Genomic DNA, 21,745 nt, shown 5'->3' with positions numbered 1-21,745 from the left:
ACGTTGACGCGGTTTGAATTTGATTTTCGAAGAGCATTATATTGTTATTATAACACTTTTTCTAAAGTTTACGATTTGCTACAATCTTTTACTTGCTTTTTCGTAACAGTTTCATAAAAATAAACTGTCGGACAAATCCGGGACAAAGGGCAACAATCATCTGAATGGCAACACTCTTGGCATACTCCATGTAAGAAATTTGCCCTCTCTTCAGCATGCGCTGACGAGCCTGGCGATAGAGTTTAAGGTAACGCAGTCCCCCACGACGCTCAAACATCCCTGCTCCAACACGAACCTTACACAAGATTTGATCGAGATTTCCAGTCTTAGCTCCTGCAGCAATCATATTGAGCCAGAGGAGGTCATCCTCCATATAAAGGCCATCCTCATAGTTGCCTGCCTTGAGAACCATGTCCTTCTTGAACATGACAGTCATGTGGTTAAAGGCACTTCTCATCCTTTGGTAAGCTACAATATCTGCATGCTGGGTTGGAACACGACGGTAAGAAACGATCTCATCAGGATTGTCAATAAACTCTGCAATATGTCCACCTAATAGGTCGAGCTTGTCCTTCTCCATTAGCTGAACCTGTTTCTCAAAACGGTCTGGAACAGCTATATCATCCGTATCCATACGAGCGATGATATCGTACTGACACTGCAAAACACCCTGTCGAAGAGCCAGACCCAAACCTTGATTATGCTCAAGAGGATAGCATTTCACTGGAATATTAGACTCAGCTTCAAGCTGGTCTAATACCTGATAGAGCTCAGGTGTCAAAGGCCCATCCTCAACCAGAACCAATTCGCTCGGTTTCAGGGTCTGATTTTGAACACTCTCAATAGCATCCTTTAAAAATGTCGGATTTTCCTTGATATAGACCGACATCAATACGCTGATTTTTTGCTTTTCAGACACAGTTTTTCTCCAATGTATAGATTTCCTTCCACTATTTTATCATAATTTTCAAGACTTTCCCATTTTTATCTTGAAAGCCCAAAACCTTACTTGACATTATAAGGAAAAAACCTTAAAATAAGCTGTTATTAAAATCAGCTAGAAGAGGTATTATATGAAAAAGCAATCACTCTTTTTTGTTCCAGGTATTATCCTGATTGGTGTTTCCTTGCGGACTCCTTTTACTGTTTTACCCATTATATTGGGAGATATTTCGCAAGGGCTGGGAGTAGAAGTTAGTTCGCTTGGTGTCTTGACCAGCCTTCCCCTCCTCATGTTTACTCTCTTCTCGCTATTTTCTACCCGACTGGCTCAAAAAATCGGCTTGGAGCATCTCTTCACCTACAGCCTTTTCTTCTTGACCATCGGTTCTCTCATTAGACTAATCAATCTGCCTCTGCTCTATCTAGGAACCTTGATGGTTGGGGCAAGTATCGCAGTCATCAATGTTCTGCTTCCTAGTCTTATCCAAGCCAATCAACCAAAGAAAATTGGTTTTCTGACCACCTTATATGTAACCTCTATGGGGATTGCAACGGCTCTGGCCTCCTATCTGGCTGTGCCTATTACACAAGCCAGTTCTTGGAAAGGACTTATCATCCTCCTCACCCTGCTCTGTCTAGCAACTTTTTTGGTCTGGCTCCCAAATCACCGCTATAATCACAGACTGGCTCCACAAACCAAACAAAAAAGCAAAACAAAGGTCATGCATAATAAACAGGTCTGGGCAGTTATTGTCTTTGCAGGTTTTCAATCCTTACTCTTTTACACCGCTATGACCTGGCTACCTACCATGGCTATCCATGCAGGCCTATCCAGTCACGAAGCTGGCTTGCTGACCTCTATCTTCTCTCTGATTAGCATTCCTTTTTCAATGACCATCCCAAGCCTGACAACCAGTTTATCTACTCGTAACCGTCAGCTCATGCTCACTCTAGTTTCACTAGCTGGTGTGGTCGGTATTTCCATGCTCTTTTTCCCAATCGGTAATTTCTTTTACTGGCTTGCCATCCATCTCCTCATCGGAACCGCAACCAGTGCCCTCTTCCCCTATCTCATGGTCAACTTTTCACTCAAGACAAGCGCCCCTGAAAAGACTGCACAATTGTCTGGTTTATCTCAAACAGGAGGCTATATCCTAGCAGCCTTTGGGCCAACCCTCTTTGGTTACAGTTTTGACCTTTTCCACTCTTGGGTGCCAGCTGTAGCTGCCCTCTTACTCGTCGATATCCTGATGACTGTGGCCCTCTTTACAGTGGACAAAGCTGATAAAATCCTCTAAACTTCTAGTTTTAGCTAGAAGTTTTTTATATATAAAAATTTTACACATTTCTCTTGACAGGGCTTTCATTTAGATGTACAATGTATGTGTAGAAAAATTATATATAAAAATCTTACACATTAGAAAAGGAGGTTCCCCATGTACTTTCCAACATCCTCTGCCTTGATTGAATTTCTCATCTTGGCTGTACTGGAGCAGGATGATTCTTATGGTTATGAGATTAGCCAAACCATTAAGCTGATCGCTAATATCAAAGAATCTACACTCTATCCTATCCTAAAAAAATTGGAAGGCAATAGCTTTCTGACAACCTATTCTAGAGAGTTCCAAGGTCGCATGCGCAAATACTACTCCTTGACAAATGGTGGTATAGAACAGCTCGTGACCCTAAAAGATGAATGGGCACTCTATACAGACACCATCAATGGCATCATAGAAGGGAGTATCCGCCATGACAAGAACTGAATACCTGACTCAGCTAGAACTTTATCTCAAAAAACTGCCTCAGGCTGACCAAATTGAAGCCATGGACTATTTCAGGGAACTCTTTGACGATGCTGGAGTCGAGGGAGAAGAAGAACTCATCGCTAGTTTAGGAACTCCTAAGGAAGCAGCTCACGAAGTCCTCTCCAATCTTCTCGATAAAAAAATCAATGAGGCACCCGCTCAAAAGAATAACCGACAAATTTTGCATATCGCCTTGTTAGCTTTGCTTGCAGCCCCCATCGGTATTCCTCTGGGAATCGCCATCCTCGTGTCCCTGTTCGCAATCCTTGTGGCAGCCTTGACTGTCATTATAGCTTTCTTTGCGGTTTCTATACTTGGTATCATCGGCGGATTCCTATTCTTAGTTGAAAGTTTCACTGTCCTAGCCCAAGCCAAATCAGCCTTTATCTTGATTTTCGGTTCTGGTTTACTAGCCATCGGTGCTTCTTCACTAGTCTTACTAGGTATTTCCTATGTAGCTCGTTTCTTCGGCCTACTCATTGTTCGCCTGGTGCAATTTGTTCTTAAAAAAGGAAAGAGAGGTGACCAGCATGCGTAAATGGACAAGAGGATTTCTCATTTTTGGTGTGGTGACTACTGTTATCGGCTTTATCCTGCTCTTTGTAGGCATCCAATCTGACGGGATCAAGAGCCTACTTGCCATGTCCAAGGAACCTGTCTATGATAGTCGGATGGAAGAGCTGACCTTTGGTAAGGAAGTCGAAAACCTAGAGATCACTCTCCACCAACACGCGCTCACCATCACAGACTCTTTGGATGATCAAATCCACATTTCTTACCATCCATCTCTTTCTGCTCACCATGATCTTATCACGAATCAGAACGATAAAACGCTGAGCCTCACTGATAAGAAACTGTCTGAAACTCCATTTCTCTCTTCTGGAATCGGCGGGATTCTCCATATCGCAAGCAGCTACTCTAGTCGTTTTGATGAAGTTATTCTCCAAGTTCCAAAAGGAAGAAGTCTAAAAGGGATCAACGTGTCAGCCAATCGTGGACAAACCACCATCATAAATGCTAGCCTTGAAAATGCAACTCTCAATACAAATGGCTATCTCCTCCGAATTGAAGGAAGTCGTATCAAAAACAGTAAACTCACAACCCCTAATATCGTTAATATCTTTGATACAGACCTTACAGATAGTCAACTAGAGTCAACAGAGAAGCACTTCCACTCTGAAAATATCCAAGTCCATGGTAAGGTTGAACTGACTGCCAAAAAGTATCTCAGAATCATCCTAGACCAGAAAGAGAACCAACGAATTAACTGGGACATCTCAAGTAACTATGGTTCTATTCACCAATTCACAAGAGAAGAGCCTGAATCAAGAGGTACGGAATTAAGCAACCCTTACAAAACTGAAAAAACCGATGTCAAGGATCAACTCATTGCTAGAGCTGATAATAATATTGAGCTAATATCCATACCAAACAGACGTTGACAAAAGCGCTTACATCTGCTACTATGGAAGCATATTTATCTAACTAAAAAGGAGGTTCTACCATGAAACAAGAATGGTTTGAAAGTAATGATTTTGTAAAAACAACAAGCAAGAACAAGCCTGATGAACAGGCCCAAGATGTTGCAGACAAGGCTGAAGAAACGATAGCCGATCTCGATACACCAATTGAAAAAAATACTCAAGTAGAGGAGGAAGTCTGTCAAGCTGAAGTCGAACTTGAAAACCAGCAAGAAGAGAAAATTGAAACGCCTGAAGACAGTGAATCAAGAACAGAAATAGAAGAAAAGAAAGCATTAGATTCTACTGAAGAAGAGCAAGATCTTTCTAAAGAAACAGAAAAAGTCACTATAGCTGAAGAGAGTCAAGAAGCACTTCCTCAGCAAAAACCAACCACGAAAGAGCCCCTTCTTATCAGTCAATCCTTAGAAAGTCCCTATATCCCCGACCAAGCTCCAAAATCTACGGATAGATGGAAAGAGCAAGCGCTTGATTTTTGGTCTTGGCTAGTGGAAGCAATCAAATCTCCTACAAGCAGTCTTGAAACAAGTAGCACACACAGTTACACAGCCTTTCTTTTGCTCATTCTGTTTTCTGCATCTTCCTTTTTCTTTAGTATCTACCACATCAAACATGCTTACTATGGACATATAGCAACTATGCATAATCACTTCCCTGAACAATTTGCTTCATTAAATCTCTTTTCGATTATCTCTATCCTAGTAGCAACAACACTCTTCTTCTTTTCATTCCTCTTGGGTAGTTTCGTCGTGAGACGATTTATCTACCAAGAAAAGGACTGGACGCTAGAAAAGGTTCTCCAACAATATAGTCAACTCTTAGCCATTCCAATCTTCCTCACTGCTATTGCTAGTTTCTTTGCCTTCTTTGATAGCCTACGATTTACAGCCCTCTTGTGTGTGATTAGCATTGGAATCATTCTGCTCGCTAGTCTCCATATCATTACAAGGCCAAGTCAAGCAAGTGAAACCGACTCCTTCTATCAGTTATTCTTGTCTGTCCTTGTGAACGGAGTCATTATCCTCCTCTTCTTTGTAGCTGAGGTAGCACTGATTGGGGATTACCTCCGTATCTTGGCCTTTCTTTAAACTTCATACTCTTCGAAAATCTCTTCAAACCACGTCAGCTTCGCCTTACCGTAGATATATGTTCCTGACTTTGTCAGTCTTATCTACAACCTCAAAACAGTGTTTTGAGCAGCCTGCGGCAAGCTTCCTAGTTTGCTCTTTGATTTTCATTGAGTAGCAATCCTGTCTTCCATGGCAGGATTTTTTCTATGTCAAAAAAGCAAGTCGATTGACCTGCTTCTACTTTACTTTTCTTGTGCTAATGTTTTAAAATCTTGTCCTAGGATGGGTTGTACTTCTAATTGATTGGCATCTAGTTGGTGGTAAGATGCTGATGGTAATGACTCTAGGAATTTTGCATAGTCCAAGCGGGCAATGGCTTCATAGTCTTCTGGTTTAGAGCCGTCTCCTGTAATTTGAACCAAGTCAATCTCCCACTGAACTTCCTTATCCAGCAATTGCTCAATATAGGAAGCAGGAACAAATGGTTCTCTCGGTAAAACAGTCTTGACTCCTTGAGCCAGATGGTAAACACCGTGAACTTGTCCTTCTCCATCCTGATAGAAGGAAACTCTTGCAAAGTAAGCATCTGTCTCTTGAACTGCACGTACACGTGCTTCAAACTGTGCCAAACCATCTGCCTCTAAAAAGCTTTTCAAGTCCTCATGACTAAAGAAAACAGGATTAAAGATTCCTTGACAAATCGTAAAACGAGCTGCAGTGTCTGCTAGATAGGCTTGAATACTTGCTTGGAAATAAGCTTCAAAATCAAAACCATCTAGTCCTTCAATCTCAGTTCCTGTATAAGCAAGCAGGGCATCTAAAAATGACTTGATGATTTCCCAGTCTGTCTTCGTTAGTAGGTCAGGAAGATCAATACGGTAAGCCTTGTGATCATCAGCATAGCTAACTTTAAAGAGAAATTGTGATTGTCCCACTATCGCACACTCGATATACTCAAGACGGCTAAGAGGTTGACGGAGATAGACTGCATCATAGCTATGTGACTCCAAACCATCTACCAAGGCCAAGATCGACTTGGCAGTCAAAATCTCTTGTTCTCCTAAAATGCTCTGTTTATTTGGAATAAAAAATGTTTTCGTCATAACTGGACTCCTTTGAAATCGTTTACATATAGTATACCCTATTTTCCTGAAAGATACAGAAACAAACTTTAGATTTTTTAGTAAAAAGCATAGAAAAACAGCCCCTAAGGACTGTTTAATCTTATACAGTAGCTGCTTGATCCAAGCTTTCACCGATAGCGGCTAGACGCTCGACAACTTCAGCTTGTGTCAATTCATGTTCTGAAACATAGCGGTTACGTGGGTGAACACGGCACTCGTGTGAACATCCACGAAGGTACTTGTCTTCATTTTCTTCTGATGTCAAGATACGACGGTTACAGAATGGATTTCCACAGTTGACATAACGTTCACATGGTGTTCCATCAAACCAGTCTTTTCCTACGATGGTTGGGTTGACATGGTTGACATCTACGGCAATACGCTCGTCAAAGACATACATTTTCCCATCCCAAAGTTCACCTTGGACTTCTGGGTCTTTACCATAAGTTGCAATTCCTCCGTGCAATTGACCAACATCTTTGTAGCCTTCACGGACCATCCAACCTGAAAATTTCTCACAGCGAACTCCACCTGTACAGTAAACTACGACACGCTTGTCCATGAATTTTTCTTTGTTATCACGGACCCATTGTGGCAACTCACGGAAGTTGCGGATATCTGGACGGATAGCCCCACGGAAATGTCCTAGGTCGTACTCATAATCGTTACGTGTGTCAAGGACAACGGTATCTTCGTCAAGAAGGGCTTCTTTGAACTCTTTTGGAGACAAGTAGGCACCTGTTGTTTCAAGTGGGTTGATGTCGTTGTCAAAGTCGTTGTCTTCCAAACCAAGGTGGACAATTTCTTTTTTGTAGCGAACGAACATCTTCTTGAAGGCTTGTTCACTTTCTTCGTCAATCTTAAACCAGAGGTCTTCCATGCCTGGGAGGCTGTGAACGTAGTCCATGTATTTTTGAGTTGTTTCGTAGTCACCTGAAACTGTTCCGTTAATCCCCTCGTCAGCGACTAGGATACGGCCTTTAAGGCCGATTGATTTACAGAAAGCCAAGTGGTCTGCAGCAAATTGCTCTGCATTTTCAATTGGAGTGTAAAGGTAGTAAAGTAAGACACGAATATCTTTTGCCATAAGATTTGTTCTCTTTTCTATTCTTAAATTTTCAGAATTTTTCATCTAACTATACTAGTATACCTGCTTGAGAAAACGAATGCAATTTATTTGACTGGAAATTGTAGAAAGGTGCTTATCCCTGCACTTCATCAGTAACCATAGCGAATCGCAGATAATTCTCTCAATTTTTTGATCTGCCTAGCTTGACTTTCTGACAAAATCAGCTTATTGTCAATTAACATACGTGAGATGTCAACATTCATTTGACTCAAAATAAATGGAGTAGAGGTCCCATCGTCCTCTAATCGTCTTTTATAACTCACTAACAGATTTTTCAAAGGAGCAAGTTGAGGCGTATTGTTTATACCTTCCAGTAGGTGATCTATGATAGTCATCGCTTCACAACGTCTTTCGCTTCCTCCAGCAAACCATTTTAATGGTGTCATTCTCATTTACCTCCTGAAATTCGTTTATAAATTGAAAAACTATCATTCCTAACTCTCGTACCAATATTTTACCCAAACACCCTCTGTAAAAAAGTCAGCAGAAATGGTAATGTTGCGAAAATATTATTAATCACATGCACCGCATAGGAAGGATAAATGCTCTTGGTATAGCGGGTCAAACTAGCAAAGATGATGCCAGATGTTGTAAAGACGAAGATATCTAACAAACTAGGCAGGCTTGAAAAATGAGGAAGAGCAAATAAAATTGACGGAAGAAGCAAATCAAGGCCAAATCTCGAATGCTTAAAAAAGGCGTGTTGCAGTAATCCTCTATAGATTAGCTCTTCCATAAGTGGAGTCAGAAAGAACAAAGTTATATAGATACCTAGCTCAGCAAAGTTGGTCCCACTATAACCGATCAATACAGCCCAACCTTCAGCAGTTGACTGAACATGTTTAGCTGTCTGAACGTTAAAAGAGATCTGGAGCACTACCACTAGTACTGTCAAAATCGAATACCAAAGCCATTTTTTTCTCGGAATGCGAAAAAGATAACCATGGCCTGTCTTAACCAGAATCCAAATCATGACTCCGCTAAATAGCAAACTCAAGAGATTTTGAATCCAGACGAAATTGCCAATCTGGGAAGAAAATTGCCAATAATTTTGAACAATAAGCGTCATCTGAGAAAGACCAAATACGAAAAATAAGTAAGAGAAGACTGCACTTATTTTGAATAGAAGTTGATACTTTTTCATGTGAACCCTCCTTTGTAAACTCGAGACATCTCTAATATAAGCTATATTTTCCTAAATCCTTACCCCAAATCCTAAATGGTGCTTAAGATTTCCTGAATGGTTAAATAGTGATAAAATAACATAGATATCTATGCTCTCGTTTCAAAAAATCACTGCCTCCCCCAGATAGGCCTGAGGAAAACAGTGATTCAATTTTTAGGAATTAGGAATGAATACACGAAATCAATTGATCTTATGATTTTTTGTTTTTCAAGAATTCATCGTATTGTTTTTGCATTTCGTTCAATACTTTATCGTAAGCACCTTCAGATTTCAATTTTTCCATCAATTCTGGAATAGCTTTGTCTGGGTCTACAGTACCAGTGTTGATAGCTGTATCGAATTGTTGCATTGTATTAGAGATCGCAGAGATTTCAGATTTCACATTGTCAGTGTTAAAGATGAATCCAAGAGCTGGAGATTCTTTAGCTTCTGCCAATTGTTTCTTAGAATCTTCGATTTGTTGGTCTGTAACGTTTTCGTTGATGTAAAGAATCCAGTTGTTACCAGTGTTCCATCCACCCATGTGAGTGTTTCCTTTGTAGCCATCAAGAACTTTAACACGGTTTTCTTTACCTGGAATTTTTTCCCAGTTCTTGCCTTCTGGACCATAAACAAGACCGTTCAAGAGTTCTGGGTTAGTGTTCAAGAGGTTCAACACTTCCATTGATTTTTCTTTGTTCTTAGAGTTGTTTGAGATGACAAAGTTAGCAACTTGTGTTGTTTGGTTTTTCTTGATGAAGTTAGTGATTGGTTTGATTTGGATATCTTTGTTCGCAACACGTGAAAGCAAGCTGTTACCGTAGTCAGCTGGTCCTACTGTTTCTTCACGAACGAACCAAGTATCTTGTTGAAGGTCAAATGAAGTATCGCTTGTTGCTACGTCTTTTGGAATGTATCCAGCTTCATAGAATTTGTGAAGAGTCTTCAAGTGTTCTTTAAAGCGAGGCACTTCGTAACGGTTTACGATCTTAGTAGTGTCCCCTTCAAGGTCGATAACGAATGGAAGTCCATTTGGAACTGGGTAGTCAAAGTTATCAGATGGGATGAAGTTCTTAGTAACCGCAAATGGCACTACATCTGGAGCTTTTTCTTTGATTTGTTTCAAGACTGGTTCAAGTGTTTCATATGAAGTGACACCTGAAATATCGATACCGTATTTAGCAAGAAGAGTTCCGTTGAAGGCGAAGTTTTGAGATGATGCAACGTTGGCTGCAACTGGAACTGCGTAAATTTTACCGTTAATGCTGTTACCTTTGATGTAAGCTGGGTCAAGTGCTTTATAAAGCTCTGCTCCTTCTTTCTTATACAAGTCAGTCAAGTCAGCATAGGCACCTTTTTGAGCATTTACAACATAGTTAGATGCAAAGGCGATATCGTAGTTTTCACCAGATGATGTGATAACTGACATTTTCTTATCATAGTCACCCCATCCAAGATATTGGATATCCAATTTAGCACCAACTTTTTCACCGATGATTTTGTTAGCATTTTCTAGCAATTCATCTAAGTTATCTGGTTTGTCACCGATTTGGTACATTTTGATAACAGTTTTTTCACCTGAAGCTGAGTCAGCAGCTTTTTTGCTGTTACCTGAAAGGTTTCCACAAGCAGCGAGACCAGCAGCCAAAGCGACTACGCTAGCAGATGCAAAAGCATATTTTTTCCAGTTTTTCATGACAAAAACTCCTTTTTTTTTATTTTTAAACTTATAAACAATGTAATGATCTTAACTTCACGCAAGGGAAGTTTGGAAATGAGAAATGATTTTTCTCGACAAGTACTATTCTTTCACACCACCGATAGTCAAACCTTTTACAAAGTAGCGTTGGAAGAATGGATACAGAATCGCGATTGGAAGGGTTGCGACCACAACCATGGCCATACGACCTGTTTCTTTTGGAAGAGCAACTCCCAGTTGACCAGATAGGCCGACTGCTTTGGCGATGTAGTCCATATTTTGCTGGATTTGCATGAGCAAATATTGCAATGGATACAAGTTGTCACTCTTGATATAAAGAAGGGCATTGAACCAGTCATTCCAGAAACCAAGAGCTGTTAAGAGCGTAATGGTTGCGATACCTGGTAGTGACAATGGTAAACAGATTTGGAAGAAGATCCGGGCTTCACTGGCACCATCGATACGAGCAGATTCTAGAATGGCTTCTGGAATGGTCTTCTTGAAGAAGGAACGCATCAAGATGATGTTAAATGGTGAGAGAAGCATTGGAACAATCAAGGCCCAAACAGTATCACCAAGTTGAAGTAAACGAGTTACCACGATATAGCCCGGTACCAAACCAGCATTGAACAACATACTAAGAAGGGCAAAGATTGTAAAGAATCTGCGATACTTAAAGGTTGTCCGTGAGATAGCGTAGGCATAGGTTGTTGTGATAAAAACGTTTGTGATAGTCCCCACCACTGTTACAAAGACTGAGATGAAGAGGGCTTGGAGAATTTTATCCTTAAACTGTGCCAAAAACTCAAAACCGTCTAAGCCAAATTGGGATGGGAAGAAGCTATATCCATTTTGGAGGATACTCTTTTCATCTGTCACCGAAATAACGATAACGAATACAAAGGGTAGGATACAAGAGAGGGCAACCAAACCAGAAATGGTACTAAAGAAGATATCTGCTTTCTTACTGAAGGAGTGAATGCCGACATTATCGATTTTTTCTTTTTTAATTTTCTTTTCTGCCATATTCTCCTCCTTTCTAGAACAAGGCTGAGTTTGGATCAACTCGTCTTGCAAGTAAGTTTGATAGGATAACCAGAATCAAGCCGACAACTGATTGGTAGAGACCTGCTGCTGAAGCCATCCCGATATCCGCTGTCTGAGTCAAGCCATTATATACATATACGTCCAAAACATTGGTTACGTTATAAAGCTGACCAGCATTGTGGGGGATTTGGTAGAAGAGACCAAAGTCTGCACGGAAGATGTTTCCGACTGCAAGGATGGTCAATACAGTTACCAATGGTGTCAACTGCGGAATGGTTACATTGCGAATTCGTTGCCATTTGCTGGCCCCATCCACTGTCGCTGCTTCGTAGTAGGTTGGATCAATTCCCATGATTGTCGCATAGTACATGACACTGCTATATCCAAAACCTTTCCAAATACCTAGGAAAAGTAGAAGATATGGCCAGATACCCAAGTCAGCGTAGAAATTGATTTCCTTCATTCCGATAGACTCTAGGAAATGGTTGAACACCCCTTTATCAATGTTTAGGAAGGCATCTGTAAAGAAACTGATGATAACCCAAGACAAGAAGTAAGGGAACAACATGGAAGTTTGGAAGATCTTGACCATTCTCTTAGAACGGAGTTCACTGAGGATAATAGCAATCCCTACAGATACAATCAAACCAATAAAGATAAAGCCTAGATTGTAGAGGACGGTATTTCGTGTGATGATAAAGGCGTCTTTTGAACTAAATAAGAATCTGAAATTATCGAGTCCGACCCATTTACTATTCACGATACTATCTATAAAACCATTACTGGTCATGTGGTAGTCTTTAAAGGCAACCACGTTCCCAAATACTGGAATGTAGAAGAATAGAATCAACCAGAGTGCCCCTGGTAAAACCATCAAGAGAAAGATCCAGTTGTCTCTCAAGGTTTTTGAAAACTTATTCATAATTTCCTCCCTTTTTTATTTTGATATCCATCTAAAAATTCCTTTTTAGATTTTTGATAACGATTACATTATTAGTATACTCCTATTTGAAGGTTAGGTTAAACTACTAATTATAGAAAAAACTCCACAAATTATTTTATGTGGAGTACTTTTTTAAGAAAGGGATGTTTCACGAGAAACACTCTGCCCAAGGCACGGTGTTCTTGTTTCTTATGTCGTGTAGATGGTTGAAGCTGTCGCAATGGTATGCCACTGGTTGGCTGTTGTGGCTGCGAAGTCCTTGTCTGCGTAAAAGTCAGTAAATGGCAGAATTTCCACTTCTAACTCGTCGATACTGTCCAGCTGACCTGCCAGATAAGCCTCGATGCGGCTTTCTGCTCGTTTAATGCGTTGCAAGAGTCCTCCCATACGGATGTCAACTGTATCCAAGCCAAAGACCTTGTTTTCCTTCAACCATTGATGGCTAAAGAGGGCATGGAAATCTTCAATTTGGCTTCTAAGTTCTGGTAATTCTTGTCTTGCGATTTCTTGCAGACTTTCCTTATCGTTTACTTGATAGGCCTGACGGATGCGTCGTCCCACATCCACTTTGCTACTTAAAATCTGGTTCAACTGGGCCTGAGTTTCAAAGATGTAGGCATAGTTGCCAGCTTTTTCTTTAATGTTAGCAAGCGTCTCAGCTGCCTGAGCGAAGTGGGGCTTGTCTTGTTCAGGTGTCATGTGTCGGTCAAGAATCGGACAGAGAATATCCTGATAAAAGACATAGCGGTTAGGGTTGATGCCACTGAGATTGCCTGGTAGATCTGGTAAGAGATTGGCAAGGTCAATCTGCATAAAATCTTCAACCGAAAGACCTGTATTGGTCTTGAAGTGAGCAGACAAACGGTCTAGGTCATTGCGGTAGCTGAGTTCTGCCCAGATTTGCAAGCTTGGTAGGACAGCGAATTGGGCAGTTTCCCCACCATTGTCCCCCCAACCCGTCACGATGACTTCTTTGATATCATTGGCGCGACAGGCTTTATTGGCTTCAAGAGCAATGAGACGGCTGAAATGGTTATTGGGTGTGAAACCGATCCACTTCCAAGCACCACCTGCAAAGGCAAGGTCATGGCTAATCTTGTGATGGTTGCGGAAGTTGCGATTGTATTTTTCCTCGCTATCCTGATAATAGTCCCAGTAAACCAAAGTCACACGGTCTTTGAGACGGTCCAGGTAGACACGAGTTTCTTCGGGAATTTCCACATCACGGTCGTACTGGCCATCTGCTGACATAAGTTTAAAGAACATATCGCTCCACATCTGGCAGTGGAAACCATATTTGTCAGCAATATCCAGTACGCGCTCCAAGTGTTGGCACATGAGGAGACTACGATCCACAACACCGTTCAGAATCAAGTAGCGTCCCAAACCAACCAAGTGGGCTTCGTCCATCCCGATATTGACCTTGCGAGTCTTCAGTTTAGATAGAGTAGCAAACATGCCATCAATCAGGTCATAAACCTTTTCTTCGCCAATAAGGAGGATATCCTCCACATCACGGAGCTCCTGCACTTCTTTGACACCCCATTTAACGAAGGCAGACAAGTGGGCCAAGGTCTGGATACATGGCACAAAGGTCATATCAAACTGCTGGGCATAGGCTTCGATTTCCTGCAATTCCTCAGCTGAGTAGGCTCCACGGAAATAGCCAAAGTAAGGCTGCCCTTCAATCTGGTAGGTATCTTCCATGTAGAGCTCAAAGGTTGAGTAGCCCATGAGAGCCAAGACCTCAATCATCTGCTTGGCAGAAGCCACATTCAGCACCGCATTTCGAGAACAGTCTGCCATGTAGGCTAAATCTTCATAAGCCGCCTGTTCCTCAATCTCTACTTTATCACCTTCTGCTAGAGCTGTTACCAACAAGGACAAGGCACGATAAAGTTGGTGAGGTTTACTGTAGGTCAATTGATAGTGGCCATCCTCACCCTTGATAGAGATAGAGGCTTGGTCAGACTGAGCGACAGATACTTCCACATCTGGTAGAGAGATATGCTTTGTCAGCAAGTCGATTGCCTGAGTTTGTTTGGAACTAAGTCCTGTAAATCTTACCATTGATTTTCCTCCTGTAGCCAGTTGACAAGGGCACCGTAGAGATTGGCATCTGCGTGATAGGTGCAGGCCTGGATAACAGGTGCGACTGTGTATTCTTCGTAGGTATCGACAAAATAATCAACAGCCTTCTTGACACCTTGAATAAAATCTGGATTTTGACTGATAGAGCCTCCCAGGCTAATGACATCTGGATCAATAAGATATTGGATATTGAGCAAGCCTTGCGCCATATTACGATTCATGCGCTCAATAGCTTCTTGACAAAGGGTATTTCCCGCTTCGGCCTCTTGGTAAATCTTGCGACCGTCCCAATTAGTCTGACCAGATTTTTCAATCACGTATCGCACCATATTCCCAGTTGACGCTAGTTGCGACCAGTTGTTGAGCTTTTCAGCAGGGGCAAGGGTGGTCATGTAGCCAAATTCTCCACCCAGGCCATGGCGACCTCGATGAAGTCTACCATTGATAATCATGGCTCCGCCAATCCCTGTCCCAATCACGACACAGGCTGCATTTTCAAGTTCTGGATGAGCCAGTAATTCACTGAGTCCAACGCAGTTGGCATCATTTTCCAGATGGACAGGAATCTGATAAGAGCTAAGCGCCTCATACCAAGAAAATCCGTGGATGTAGGGCACGGCACTGAAGCCATCAATCACACCTGTTTCTTGATTGACCGCGCCTGGAACGCTCATAGCAATTCCGCTGTAATCCTGTTCTGACAAGCGTTGATCTAGCCACGCTAGTAAAGCCTCCAAGTTCTCTGGTGTTGGGATACTTGTCCTATCTAGTATTTTTCCATCAGGAGTCAGACTGGCAAACTTAATCCCAGTCCCTCCGATATCAATCGTTGCAATGGTCATTGTTTTTACCATAAAAAGGGGCGAATCAGTAGTTAGTTCTTACCTTTTCGCCCCTCCTTTCTCTTTATGTTTACTTGTTGAAATTAAATTTCTTCTTTTTTGATGAATTCTGTACGAATCTCTTGTGGTGAAATGAGGCCTCTATGAACTGGGTATGGTCGTTCCAGTAGGTCCAGGAAGAGATGTTGACTTTCCGGTACACGCACATTTTCACTACACATATTGTAGTAACGAAGAACATAGCCTTCTTCATTTTCAGCTACCTTAAAGGCTGTCGGGCATATTTGCGGTATGCTGAGAACAGAATGGTTCAAGAGGCTACCAGTCGCAGCTACGCTTCCTTCTTGTTTAGCAAGCTGGAGGCTGGTAAATGGTGTCTGCAAGGCTTTAGCACGACGATAGGCTGAGAAGCGTTCTTGGGCTTGGTGGCATTCAAGAGCAAACTCGACTTCAAACTCACGTAAGCATTGTGCTTCTGGTGTTGGGAAGTAACCCCAGTCACCTAGCTCACCTGACGCACGCAAAATAGTCACTGCAATAGTGTCGTCTCCAAGGATTTCGTATTCATTCAATCCCTTGTTGGATACAGTCACACCTTTTTCATCATCATACAGACTAACAAAGGCTTGTTGGTGTTGAGGATTTTCAGGATTTTCCCATGAAGCTGCTGGTTTGTTTGGTCGTGTTACCACCTCATAGATGCTTTCAGAATCATTGTTTGGACACGTGTTATGAGTCTTGACCAAGAGACGGATACGATGGTCTTTAGCAGTGTTAGTAAAGCGAGTCTTGCAACGGATTTGTGGATTATCAACGAAGATAGTCATCTCAGTTTCAAGAGGAATGTTTGTCAATTCTTCTGAACGTCCAGCTTCACGCTTCATAAACTCGATGATGCCTTTTTGCTCTTCTTCTAGCTTTTCATCTGCACTGACAGGCACGGTCAATTCATGTTTGAGCAAGATTTTAGCATAGCGAGCTGTGTTTTCCAAGACCTCATAGCCCTTAAGCTCTGCATAGATTGGCTCTGTTCCTTTTGGTTGGAAATAGATATACTCGTTTCCGATGTCACCACGATCTTCGAAGCGGATAAAATCTTCATAGGCTTCGTGAGTTGTCTTGTCATAAACTGTGATATTGTCATCCACACTCACCGTTACAAATGGTGTATCAATCACTCCGTTTTGGTAAATGCCTTCACGGTATTCTTGTTCTCCTTCCAACAATTGGAAAGTGGTCCAAGAAAGCGGTGCTAGGTGAACTGGAATAGTCACGCGCACTTGGCGAGCGATACGAGCTTGGCGGAACTTGTCTTTTGGTAAATCATACTCAAAATTAGCCCCAAGGTCTTCGATTTTAGCCTCTACAGGACGACCATCCAAGTCCTCCACACGGTAGCTTGGCAAGGTAAGAGTAGCCATCTTCTTGTAGCCTTCTGTTGGATGCAATTCCTTGAAATCACAAGTCGCCACATCAATCACTGTGCTGACAGTATCAACCTTATCATGCAAGCCTGTGTTAATGACAGTAAAGAGATAGTCACTTTGAGCCTTAACCGTAGCAATTTTACCCTTCCACTCGTTAAGAAGATTGGTCTTAACAAAGTTTCCTACTTGGTTAACCTTGGCAAAACGGGTTTCCATCTCGCGGTGAACTTCATCCACGCTACAACCACAGATACTATCATGTGGCGCATTTTGCAAAAGAGTTTTCCAAGCATAGGTCAACTGATCCTTGTGGTTGTGCCCCCCAGTGATAACTGTCAATGGTTCAACCACTTGCTCCAGCAAATTACTGTTTTCTTGGAAGGCTTGTTTGAGATAAATACGAGATGAAGAAGTGTTGGCAAGTGTGTACCAGCCATCTGTTTCCTGACTGGTCAACTCACCTGTAACCGTTGATAACTGCTCTGGTAGAGCACTTTCTACAGCTTGAACATATTCATCAAAAGAACTATGAACAAAGGTTACATCTGGGAAGAGTTCATTTGCCACACGAATGGCTTCACTCAAATTTTTCTGGACAGGCTGATGGTCACAGCCGTTCATCATCAACCATTGGTTGGTCGAAGCATAGTCACGCACGTCTGCCAGTTTTTGTTTCCAAAAGGTCAAGGCCTCGTCTTTATCAACTGGAATTTCATTCCCATTACTGTACCAGTTGGCAAAGAGAATCCCGAGGACACGACTTCCGTCCGCACCCTGCCAGTACATTTCTGAAAACTGGGAAGTAAACTGCTCATCTTCGAGAACTTGGTTGTCAAATCCAATCGGCTTCACACCACGACCAAAGGCTGCCACGTGAATGCCTGATTTTTGAAGAATTTGAGGCGCTTGTCCCATATTTCCAAAGGTATCTGGGAAGTAACCAATCTGAGTAGATTTGCCCCATTTTGCAGCCTCCTGCTGACCGATAAGAGTGTTGCGGACATTGGCTTCACTTGAAATCAAGTAGTCATCTTGCAAGATGTAAAAAGGACCAATTTTAAGTTTGCCTTCGTCGATGTATCGTTGGACTTTGTCGCGATTTTCAGGGCGAATCTCCAAGTAGTCATCAAGGACAATAGTTTGTCCATCCAAGTGGAAGCTCTTGAACTCAGGGTCATTTTCAAAGAGATCAAAGAGATTGTCAAATAATTCCACCAACTGCATACGGTGGCTTTCAAAAGGCAAGTACCACTCACGGTCCCAGTGACTATGTGAGATAATATGTACGACAACATTTTCCATGAAGTAAAACCTCATTCTAAATTTAAATTTTTATTGTTAACGTTTTAAATGTAAATTTGTGATTCTTTCCAAAAATCAGTTGCGCTAAAGCGTGTTCCTTAGCGGATATCCAAGTAATCCAAGACCAATTCACAGAACATCATGTTGGCCCAAGAGAACCATTCACGAGAATAAAGAGTTGGGTCATCCACGTGGAAGCTTTCGTGCATAACACCTGTACCACCATCGCAAGCAACCAGCTGGTCCAGCAAGAATTTTTTCTCTGCCTTATCTCTTGTTGTCAAACCTTGGATAGAAAGTGCAATGGGCCAGATATAGCGATAGAAGGTGTGAGAACTTCCGAGACCACTAGCGTATTCTCCTTGGTAGAAGTATGGATTTTCAGGGCTCAGAATGGTACGACGAGTTGCTTGATAAACTTCATCATCGACCGAACAGTAATCCAGATAAGGTGCAGCCAGCAGACTTGGTACGTTTGGATCATCCATGATGCTAGCATTTCCCAAACCATCCACTTCAAAGGCATAAATCTTTTCGCCCTTGCTGTTGGTGGTGTAAGCGTAGTTTTCGATTCCTTCTTGGATTTCAGACTGGAGGCGCTTAGCGTCTGTGATAACACTCTCGCTCTCAGCTAGGTTTAATGCTGCGAAGATCTCTTGCACATAACCCAAGACTACTACAGCAAACATATTTGACGGAATCAAGTAACTATACTGACAGCAGTCATCGCTCGGACGAAAAGCTGACCAGGTCATACCTGTCACTGCAAAATCAGGTCCAAAGCCATCATTTACCAAGGTGTCTTCCTTACGGTCCGTATCTCGGACAAAACGATAAGGAGAGTTGGTGTGGTCTTGTTCCACTGTCCACAGATGGAGAATTTCCTTAGTCGCTGCGACAAAAGTCTCATCAAACTGACTAGTCTCGCCAGTCTCTTTCCAGAGGAGATAAGCCAGCTGCAAAGGATAGCAAAGTGAGTCCACCTCATACTTGCGTTCCCAAATCCAGCCATTAAGGTCTGTGTGGTCAGTCTCGTGGTGCCCCTTCCAGTTTTCCTCAATGTTAAAAGAGTTGGCATATGGATCCTTGAGAATCAAGGTCATCTGACGTTTAACCAAACCTGCAATGGTCTGACGCAGGAGGGCATCTCTTTTAGCCACATGTAGGTAGGGTCTGAGTTGGGCTGTCGAATCTCGAAGCCACATAGCAGGAATATCCCCAGTCAAGACAAAGGTTGAACCATCTTCTAGGATTTCAACCGTATTGTCCAAGGTGTCTGTGTAGCAACGCTCGAAAACATCCACCCACTCTGGATGGTCCTTAGCCCGCTCTGCCACTTCATCTAGCCATTCTCGAACAATTTCTTTTGAATAAATCATCGTGCAGTATCCTCTTTCAAACAAGTTTCATTTTCAGTATATAGCTTTTGAGACAGAAAATACATACACAAATGATAGTCATTTTTCTACAAAATAGTTATCTTTGAAGCTCCTTTTCTAAAGGTTATCTCTTTCTGATATAATGTAGAAAAACAGCTAAAGGAAAGACTATGAAACCACTACTTGAAACCATCGATACCCGCTTTGGAACTGCCAGCAAGCATGCCTTTTCTCGGGGAAATACCCTGCCATACACAGGCGTGCCTTTCGGGATGAATTACTTTGTACCCCAGACCAGTGACCAGGAGGGCTCTTGGTTTTTCGATCCGCATCTGCCTATCTTTCAGGGGATTCGATTAACCCACCAGCCCAGCCCTTGGATTGGCGACTACTCTTGGCTCCTTCTGACACCTGTCACAGGCCAACTGGGTGGAGACAGCCTCTTCCATCGTCAGTCTTCTTATGACATAGATAAGACCTCTTTCAAACCTCATTATCTGAAGATTTTCTCCCTGCGCTATCAGATTGAAACCCAGCTCACACCGACTTGCTACGGTGCTTCTATTCGTTTGGAACAAAAGCAAGGCAAAACCCTCTCGCTCTATCTTCACGCAACAGATGAACTGACCGTGGAGCAAGTAGATAAGAGAACTCTTGCCCTACGACAAGAAGGAAAAACTGAGACCAACAAAAATCCACTGATATTGTTCATATCCCTGAAAATGAATACGGATATTCTTGCAATCAGACAAGAAGAGGGAGACTGGCGAATCGACTTAGCAAGTAGCCATGCTGAAATTCAGCTAGGGACTTCTTTCATCTCTCCTTCTCAAGCTCTAATCAATCTACCTCAAAAAGATTTTGATAACTGTAAAGCAAATGCGCAGGTGGACTGGGAAAATCTCCTCCATCGTTTTGACATTATAGAGACAGGAGAAGCTGACCGAACCTTCTTTGATCACTGTCTCTACAGACTCTTCCTCTTTCCTCAGACTTTTTATGAGGTTGATGAATCAGGGCAAGCCATCCACATAGATTTGGCTACTGGAACTGTCAAGCCTGGTGTCCTCTTTAGCAACAATGGTTTCTGGGATACCTTCCGCACCACCTTCCCCCTCTTTGCCCTTATCATACCGGAACACTACCACCGCTTCTTAGAAGGATTTCTCAATAACTACCGCGATACTGGTTTTCTTCCAAAATGGCTGGCTCCAGATGAACGTGGCATGATGCCAGGTACACTTTTAGACGGTATTATAGCAGATAGCGCCTGCAAGGACATGGCCCCCGACCTAGAAGAAGAACTCCTCCAAGCCATGCTTGAAACAGCCAGCAAGGCCGACCCTATCGGCATCAATGGTCGTCACGGACTAGCCCAATACCAAGAACTAGGCTACCTCTCTACCGACCACCACGAAAGCGTCAGCCACACCCTAGACTATGCCTATAGTGACTTTTGTATCGCTAGCTGTGCTGAAAAACTAGGGAAAATAGATATCGCTGAAACCTACAAGGCCGCATCACAAAATTACCGCCATCTATTTGACGCTGAGACAGGTTACATGCGAGCGCGTGATGGTCAAGGCAACTTCCGTCCTGATTTCTCTCCTTATAGTTGGGGACGCGACTATGCCGAATGCTCTGCCATCCAAGCAACTTTAGGCGTCCTCCACGATATCCCAGGCTTGATACAGCTTATGGGTGGAAAAGAAGCCTTTAGCAACTATCTTTTAAAAGCCTGTCAGGAGGCTCCCCTCTTTGAGACAACAGGCTATGGTTACGAGATTCACGAAATGAGCGAAATGGCTACTGCTCCTTTTGGGCAACTCGCCATTTCTAACCAACCTAGCTTCCACATTCCTTATCTCTTCCGCTACAGCGATTACCCTGACTACACTGCCCTTCTCATCAAGACTCTCCGTCAGAAGGCCTTTCACCCAAGTTGGGAAGCCTATCCTGGCGATGAAGACAATGGCAGTCTCTCAGCCTGGTACATCTGGTCAGCTCTCGGATTTTATCCGACCTGTCCAGGCAAACCAAACTATGACCTCGGAATTCCTCTCTTTGACCATCTCCGAGTCTATCTTGCCAAAGAAGATAAATGGCTAGATATTCATGCTGAGCAAAACCACAGCCACTTTAACTTTGTAAAAGAATGCCGACTGGATAAAACACTCGTATCAACTATTCAACACCAAAACCTCTTAAAAGCTGAACAACTAACCTTCACCCTCAGCTGGTTACCAAGTCACTAGCTAGTAGACAAAAGAGCCTTTGTATCGTGCAAAGGCTCTTTTAT

The 21,745-nt window shown here is 42.5% G+C and carries 18 protein-coding genes; 6 read left to right on the top strand and 12 right to left on the bottom strand.

Annotation, left to right across the window (positions count from 1 at the left end):
* Window positions 1-88: 88 nt before the first annotated feature.
* Window positions 89-919, bottom strand: a complete 831-nt coding sequence (locus tag HMPREF2764_RS07325; protein ID WP_070528434.1) for a glycosyltransferase — start codon at window positions 917-919, stop codon at window positions 89-91.
* A gap of 154 nt (window positions 920-1,073) precedes the next feature.
* On the opposite strand from HMPREF2764_RS07325, the gene HMPREF2764_RS07320 reads away from it, so the two are divergent.
* From HMPREF2764_RS07320 to HMPREF2764_RS07300, 5 genes are all read left to right on the top strand, one after another.
* Window positions 1,074-2,240: a CynX/NimT family MFS transporter gene (locus tag HMPREF2764_RS07320; RefSeq protein ID WP_049502587.1), complete on the top strand. Its 1,167-nt coding sequence runs from the start codon at window positions 1,074-1,076 to the stop codon at window positions 2,238-2,240.
* A gap of 138 nt (window positions 2,241-2,378) precedes the next feature.
* Window positions 2,379-2,705, top strand: a complete 327-nt coding sequence (locus HMPREF2764_RS07315; protein ID WP_000273858.1) for a PadR family transcriptional regulator — start codon at window positions 2,379-2,381, stop codon at window positions 2,703-2,705.
* Window positions 2,692-3,285 carry a DUF1700 domain-containing protein gene (locus HMPREF2764_RS07310; protein WP_049543184.1) on the top strand — a complete coding sequence of 198 codons (594 nt, stop codon included), beginning with the start codon at window positions 2,692-2,694 and terminating at the stop codon, window positions 3,283-3,285. The genes HMPREF2764_RS07315 and HMPREF2764_RS07310 overlap by 14 nt, the downstream gene beginning before the upstream one ends.
* Window positions 3,278-4,189, top strand: a complete 912-nt coding sequence (locus tag HMPREF2764_RS07305) for a DUF4097 domain-containing protein (RefSeq protein WP_070528431.1) — start codon at window positions 3,278-3,280, stop codon at window positions 4,187-4,189. Before HMPREF2764_RS07310 ends, HMPREF2764_RS07305 begins: the two co-directional genes overlap by 8 nt.
* A gap of 62 nt (window positions 4,190-4,251) precedes the next feature.
* Window positions 4,252-5,316 carry a DUF6574 domain-containing protein gene (locus HMPREF2764_RS07300; RefSeq protein WP_070528429.1) on the top strand — a complete coding sequence of 355 codons (1,065 nt, stop codon included), beginning with the start codon at window positions 4,252-4,254 and terminating at the stop codon, window positions 5,314-5,316.
* A 224-nt stretch (window positions 5,317-5,540) separates the two neighbouring features.
* Here the strand turns inward: HMPREF2764_RS07300 and HMPREF2764_RS07295 are convergent, their stop codons facing one another.
* The 11 genes from HMPREF2764_RS07295 to HMPREF2764_RS07245 form a co-directional block, all read right to left on the bottom strand.
* Window positions 5,541-6,401, bottom strand: a complete 861-nt coding sequence (locus HMPREF2764_RS07295; RefSeq protein ID WP_070528427.1) for a DUF4299 family protein — start codon at window positions 6,399-6,401, stop codon at window positions 5,541-5,543.
* 121 nt (window positions 6,402-6,522) lie between these two features.
* Window positions 6,523-7,509: an oxygen-dependent tRNA uridine(34) hydroxylase TrhO gene (locus tag HMPREF2764_RS07290; protein WP_001030020.1), complete on the bottom strand. Its 987-nt coding sequence runs from the start codon at window positions 7,507-7,509 to the stop codon at window positions 6,523-6,525.
* A gap of 131 nt (window positions 7,510-7,640) precedes the next feature.
* Window positions 7,641-7,937, bottom strand: coding sequence for a bacteriocin immunity protein (locus tag HMPREF2764_RS07285; RefSeq protein ID WP_070528423.1), 297 nt, complete (start codon window positions 7,935-7,937; stop codon window positions 7,641-7,643).
* A 68-nt stretch (window positions 7,938-8,005) separates the two neighbouring features.
* Window positions 8,006-8,695: a CPBP family intramembrane glutamic endopeptidase gene (locus tag HMPREF2764_RS07280; protein WP_049501941.1), complete on the bottom strand. Its 690-nt coding sequence runs from the start codon at window positions 8,693-8,695 to the stop codon at window positions 8,006-8,008.
* A gap of 232 nt (window positions 8,696-8,927) precedes the next feature.
* Window positions 8,928-10,412 (bottom strand): ABC transporter substrate-binding protein, encoded by a 1,485-nt coding sequence (locus tag HMPREF2764_RS07275; protein WP_000800391.1) that lies wholly within the window; start codon window positions 10,410-10,412, stop codon window positions 8,928-8,930.
* Between the two features lie 105 nt (window positions 10,413-10,517).
* Window positions 10,518-11,441: a carbohydrate ABC transporter permease gene (locus HMPREF2764_RS07270; protein WP_000818353.1), complete on the bottom strand. Its 924-nt coding sequence runs from the start codon at window positions 11,439-11,441 to the stop codon at window positions 10,518-10,520.
* A gap of 13 nt (window positions 11,442-11,454) precedes the next feature.
* On the bottom strand, window positions 11,455-12,384 hold the full coding sequence (locus HMPREF2764_RS07265) for an ABC transporter permease (RefSeq protein WP_001032152.1): 930 nt from the start codon (window positions 12,382-12,384) through the stop codon (window positions 11,455-11,457).
* 210 nt (window positions 12,385-12,594) lie between these two features.
* Window positions 12,595-14,475: a beta-N-acetylhexosaminidase gene (locus HMPREF2764_RS07260; RefSeq protein ID WP_070528420.1), complete on the bottom strand. Its 1,881-nt coding sequence runs from the start codon at window positions 14,473-14,475 to the stop codon at window positions 12,595-12,597.
* A complete protein-coding gene (locus tag HMPREF2764_RS07255; RefSeq protein ID WP_070528417.1) occupies window positions 14,469-15,338 on the bottom strand; it encodes an ROK family protein in 870 nt (289 codons plus the stop codon). The genes HMPREF2764_RS07260 and HMPREF2764_RS07255 overlap by 7 nt, the downstream gene beginning before the upstream one ends.
* An 83-nt stretch (window positions 15,339-15,421) precedes the next feature.
* Window positions 15,422-18,067, bottom strand: coding sequence for an alpha-mannosidase (locus HMPREF2764_RS07250; RefSeq protein ID WP_070528412.1), 2,646 nt, complete (start codon window positions 18,065-18,067; stop codon window positions 15,422-15,424).
* 98 nt (window positions 18,068-18,165) lie between these two features.
* Window positions 18,166-19,446, bottom strand: a complete 1,281-nt coding sequence (locus HMPREF2764_RS07245; RefSeq protein ID WP_070528409.1) for a glycoside hydrolase family 125 protein — start codon at window positions 19,444-19,446, stop codon at window positions 18,166-18,168.
* A 170-nt stretch (window positions 19,447-19,616) separates the two neighbouring features.
* Between HMPREF2764_RS07245 and HMPREF2764_RS07240 the strand changes: the two genes are divergently transcribed.
* Window positions 19,617-21,701 carry a GH92 family glycosyl hydrolase gene (locus tag HMPREF2764_RS07240; protein WP_070528405.1) on the top strand — a complete coding sequence of 695 codons (2,085 nt, stop codon included), beginning with the start codon at window positions 19,617-19,619 and terminating at the stop codon, window positions 21,699-21,701.
* Window positions 21,702-21,745 lie beyond the last annotated feature (44 nt).

The organism is Streptococcus sp. HMSC073F11, from assembly GCF_001810785.1.
GTDB lineage: Bacteria > Bacillota > Bacilli > Lactobacillales > Streptococcaceae > Streptococcus.
The sequence above is the reverse complement of the archived record's forward strand: the minus strand, read 5'-3'. Positions and strand labels throughout refer to the sequence as shown.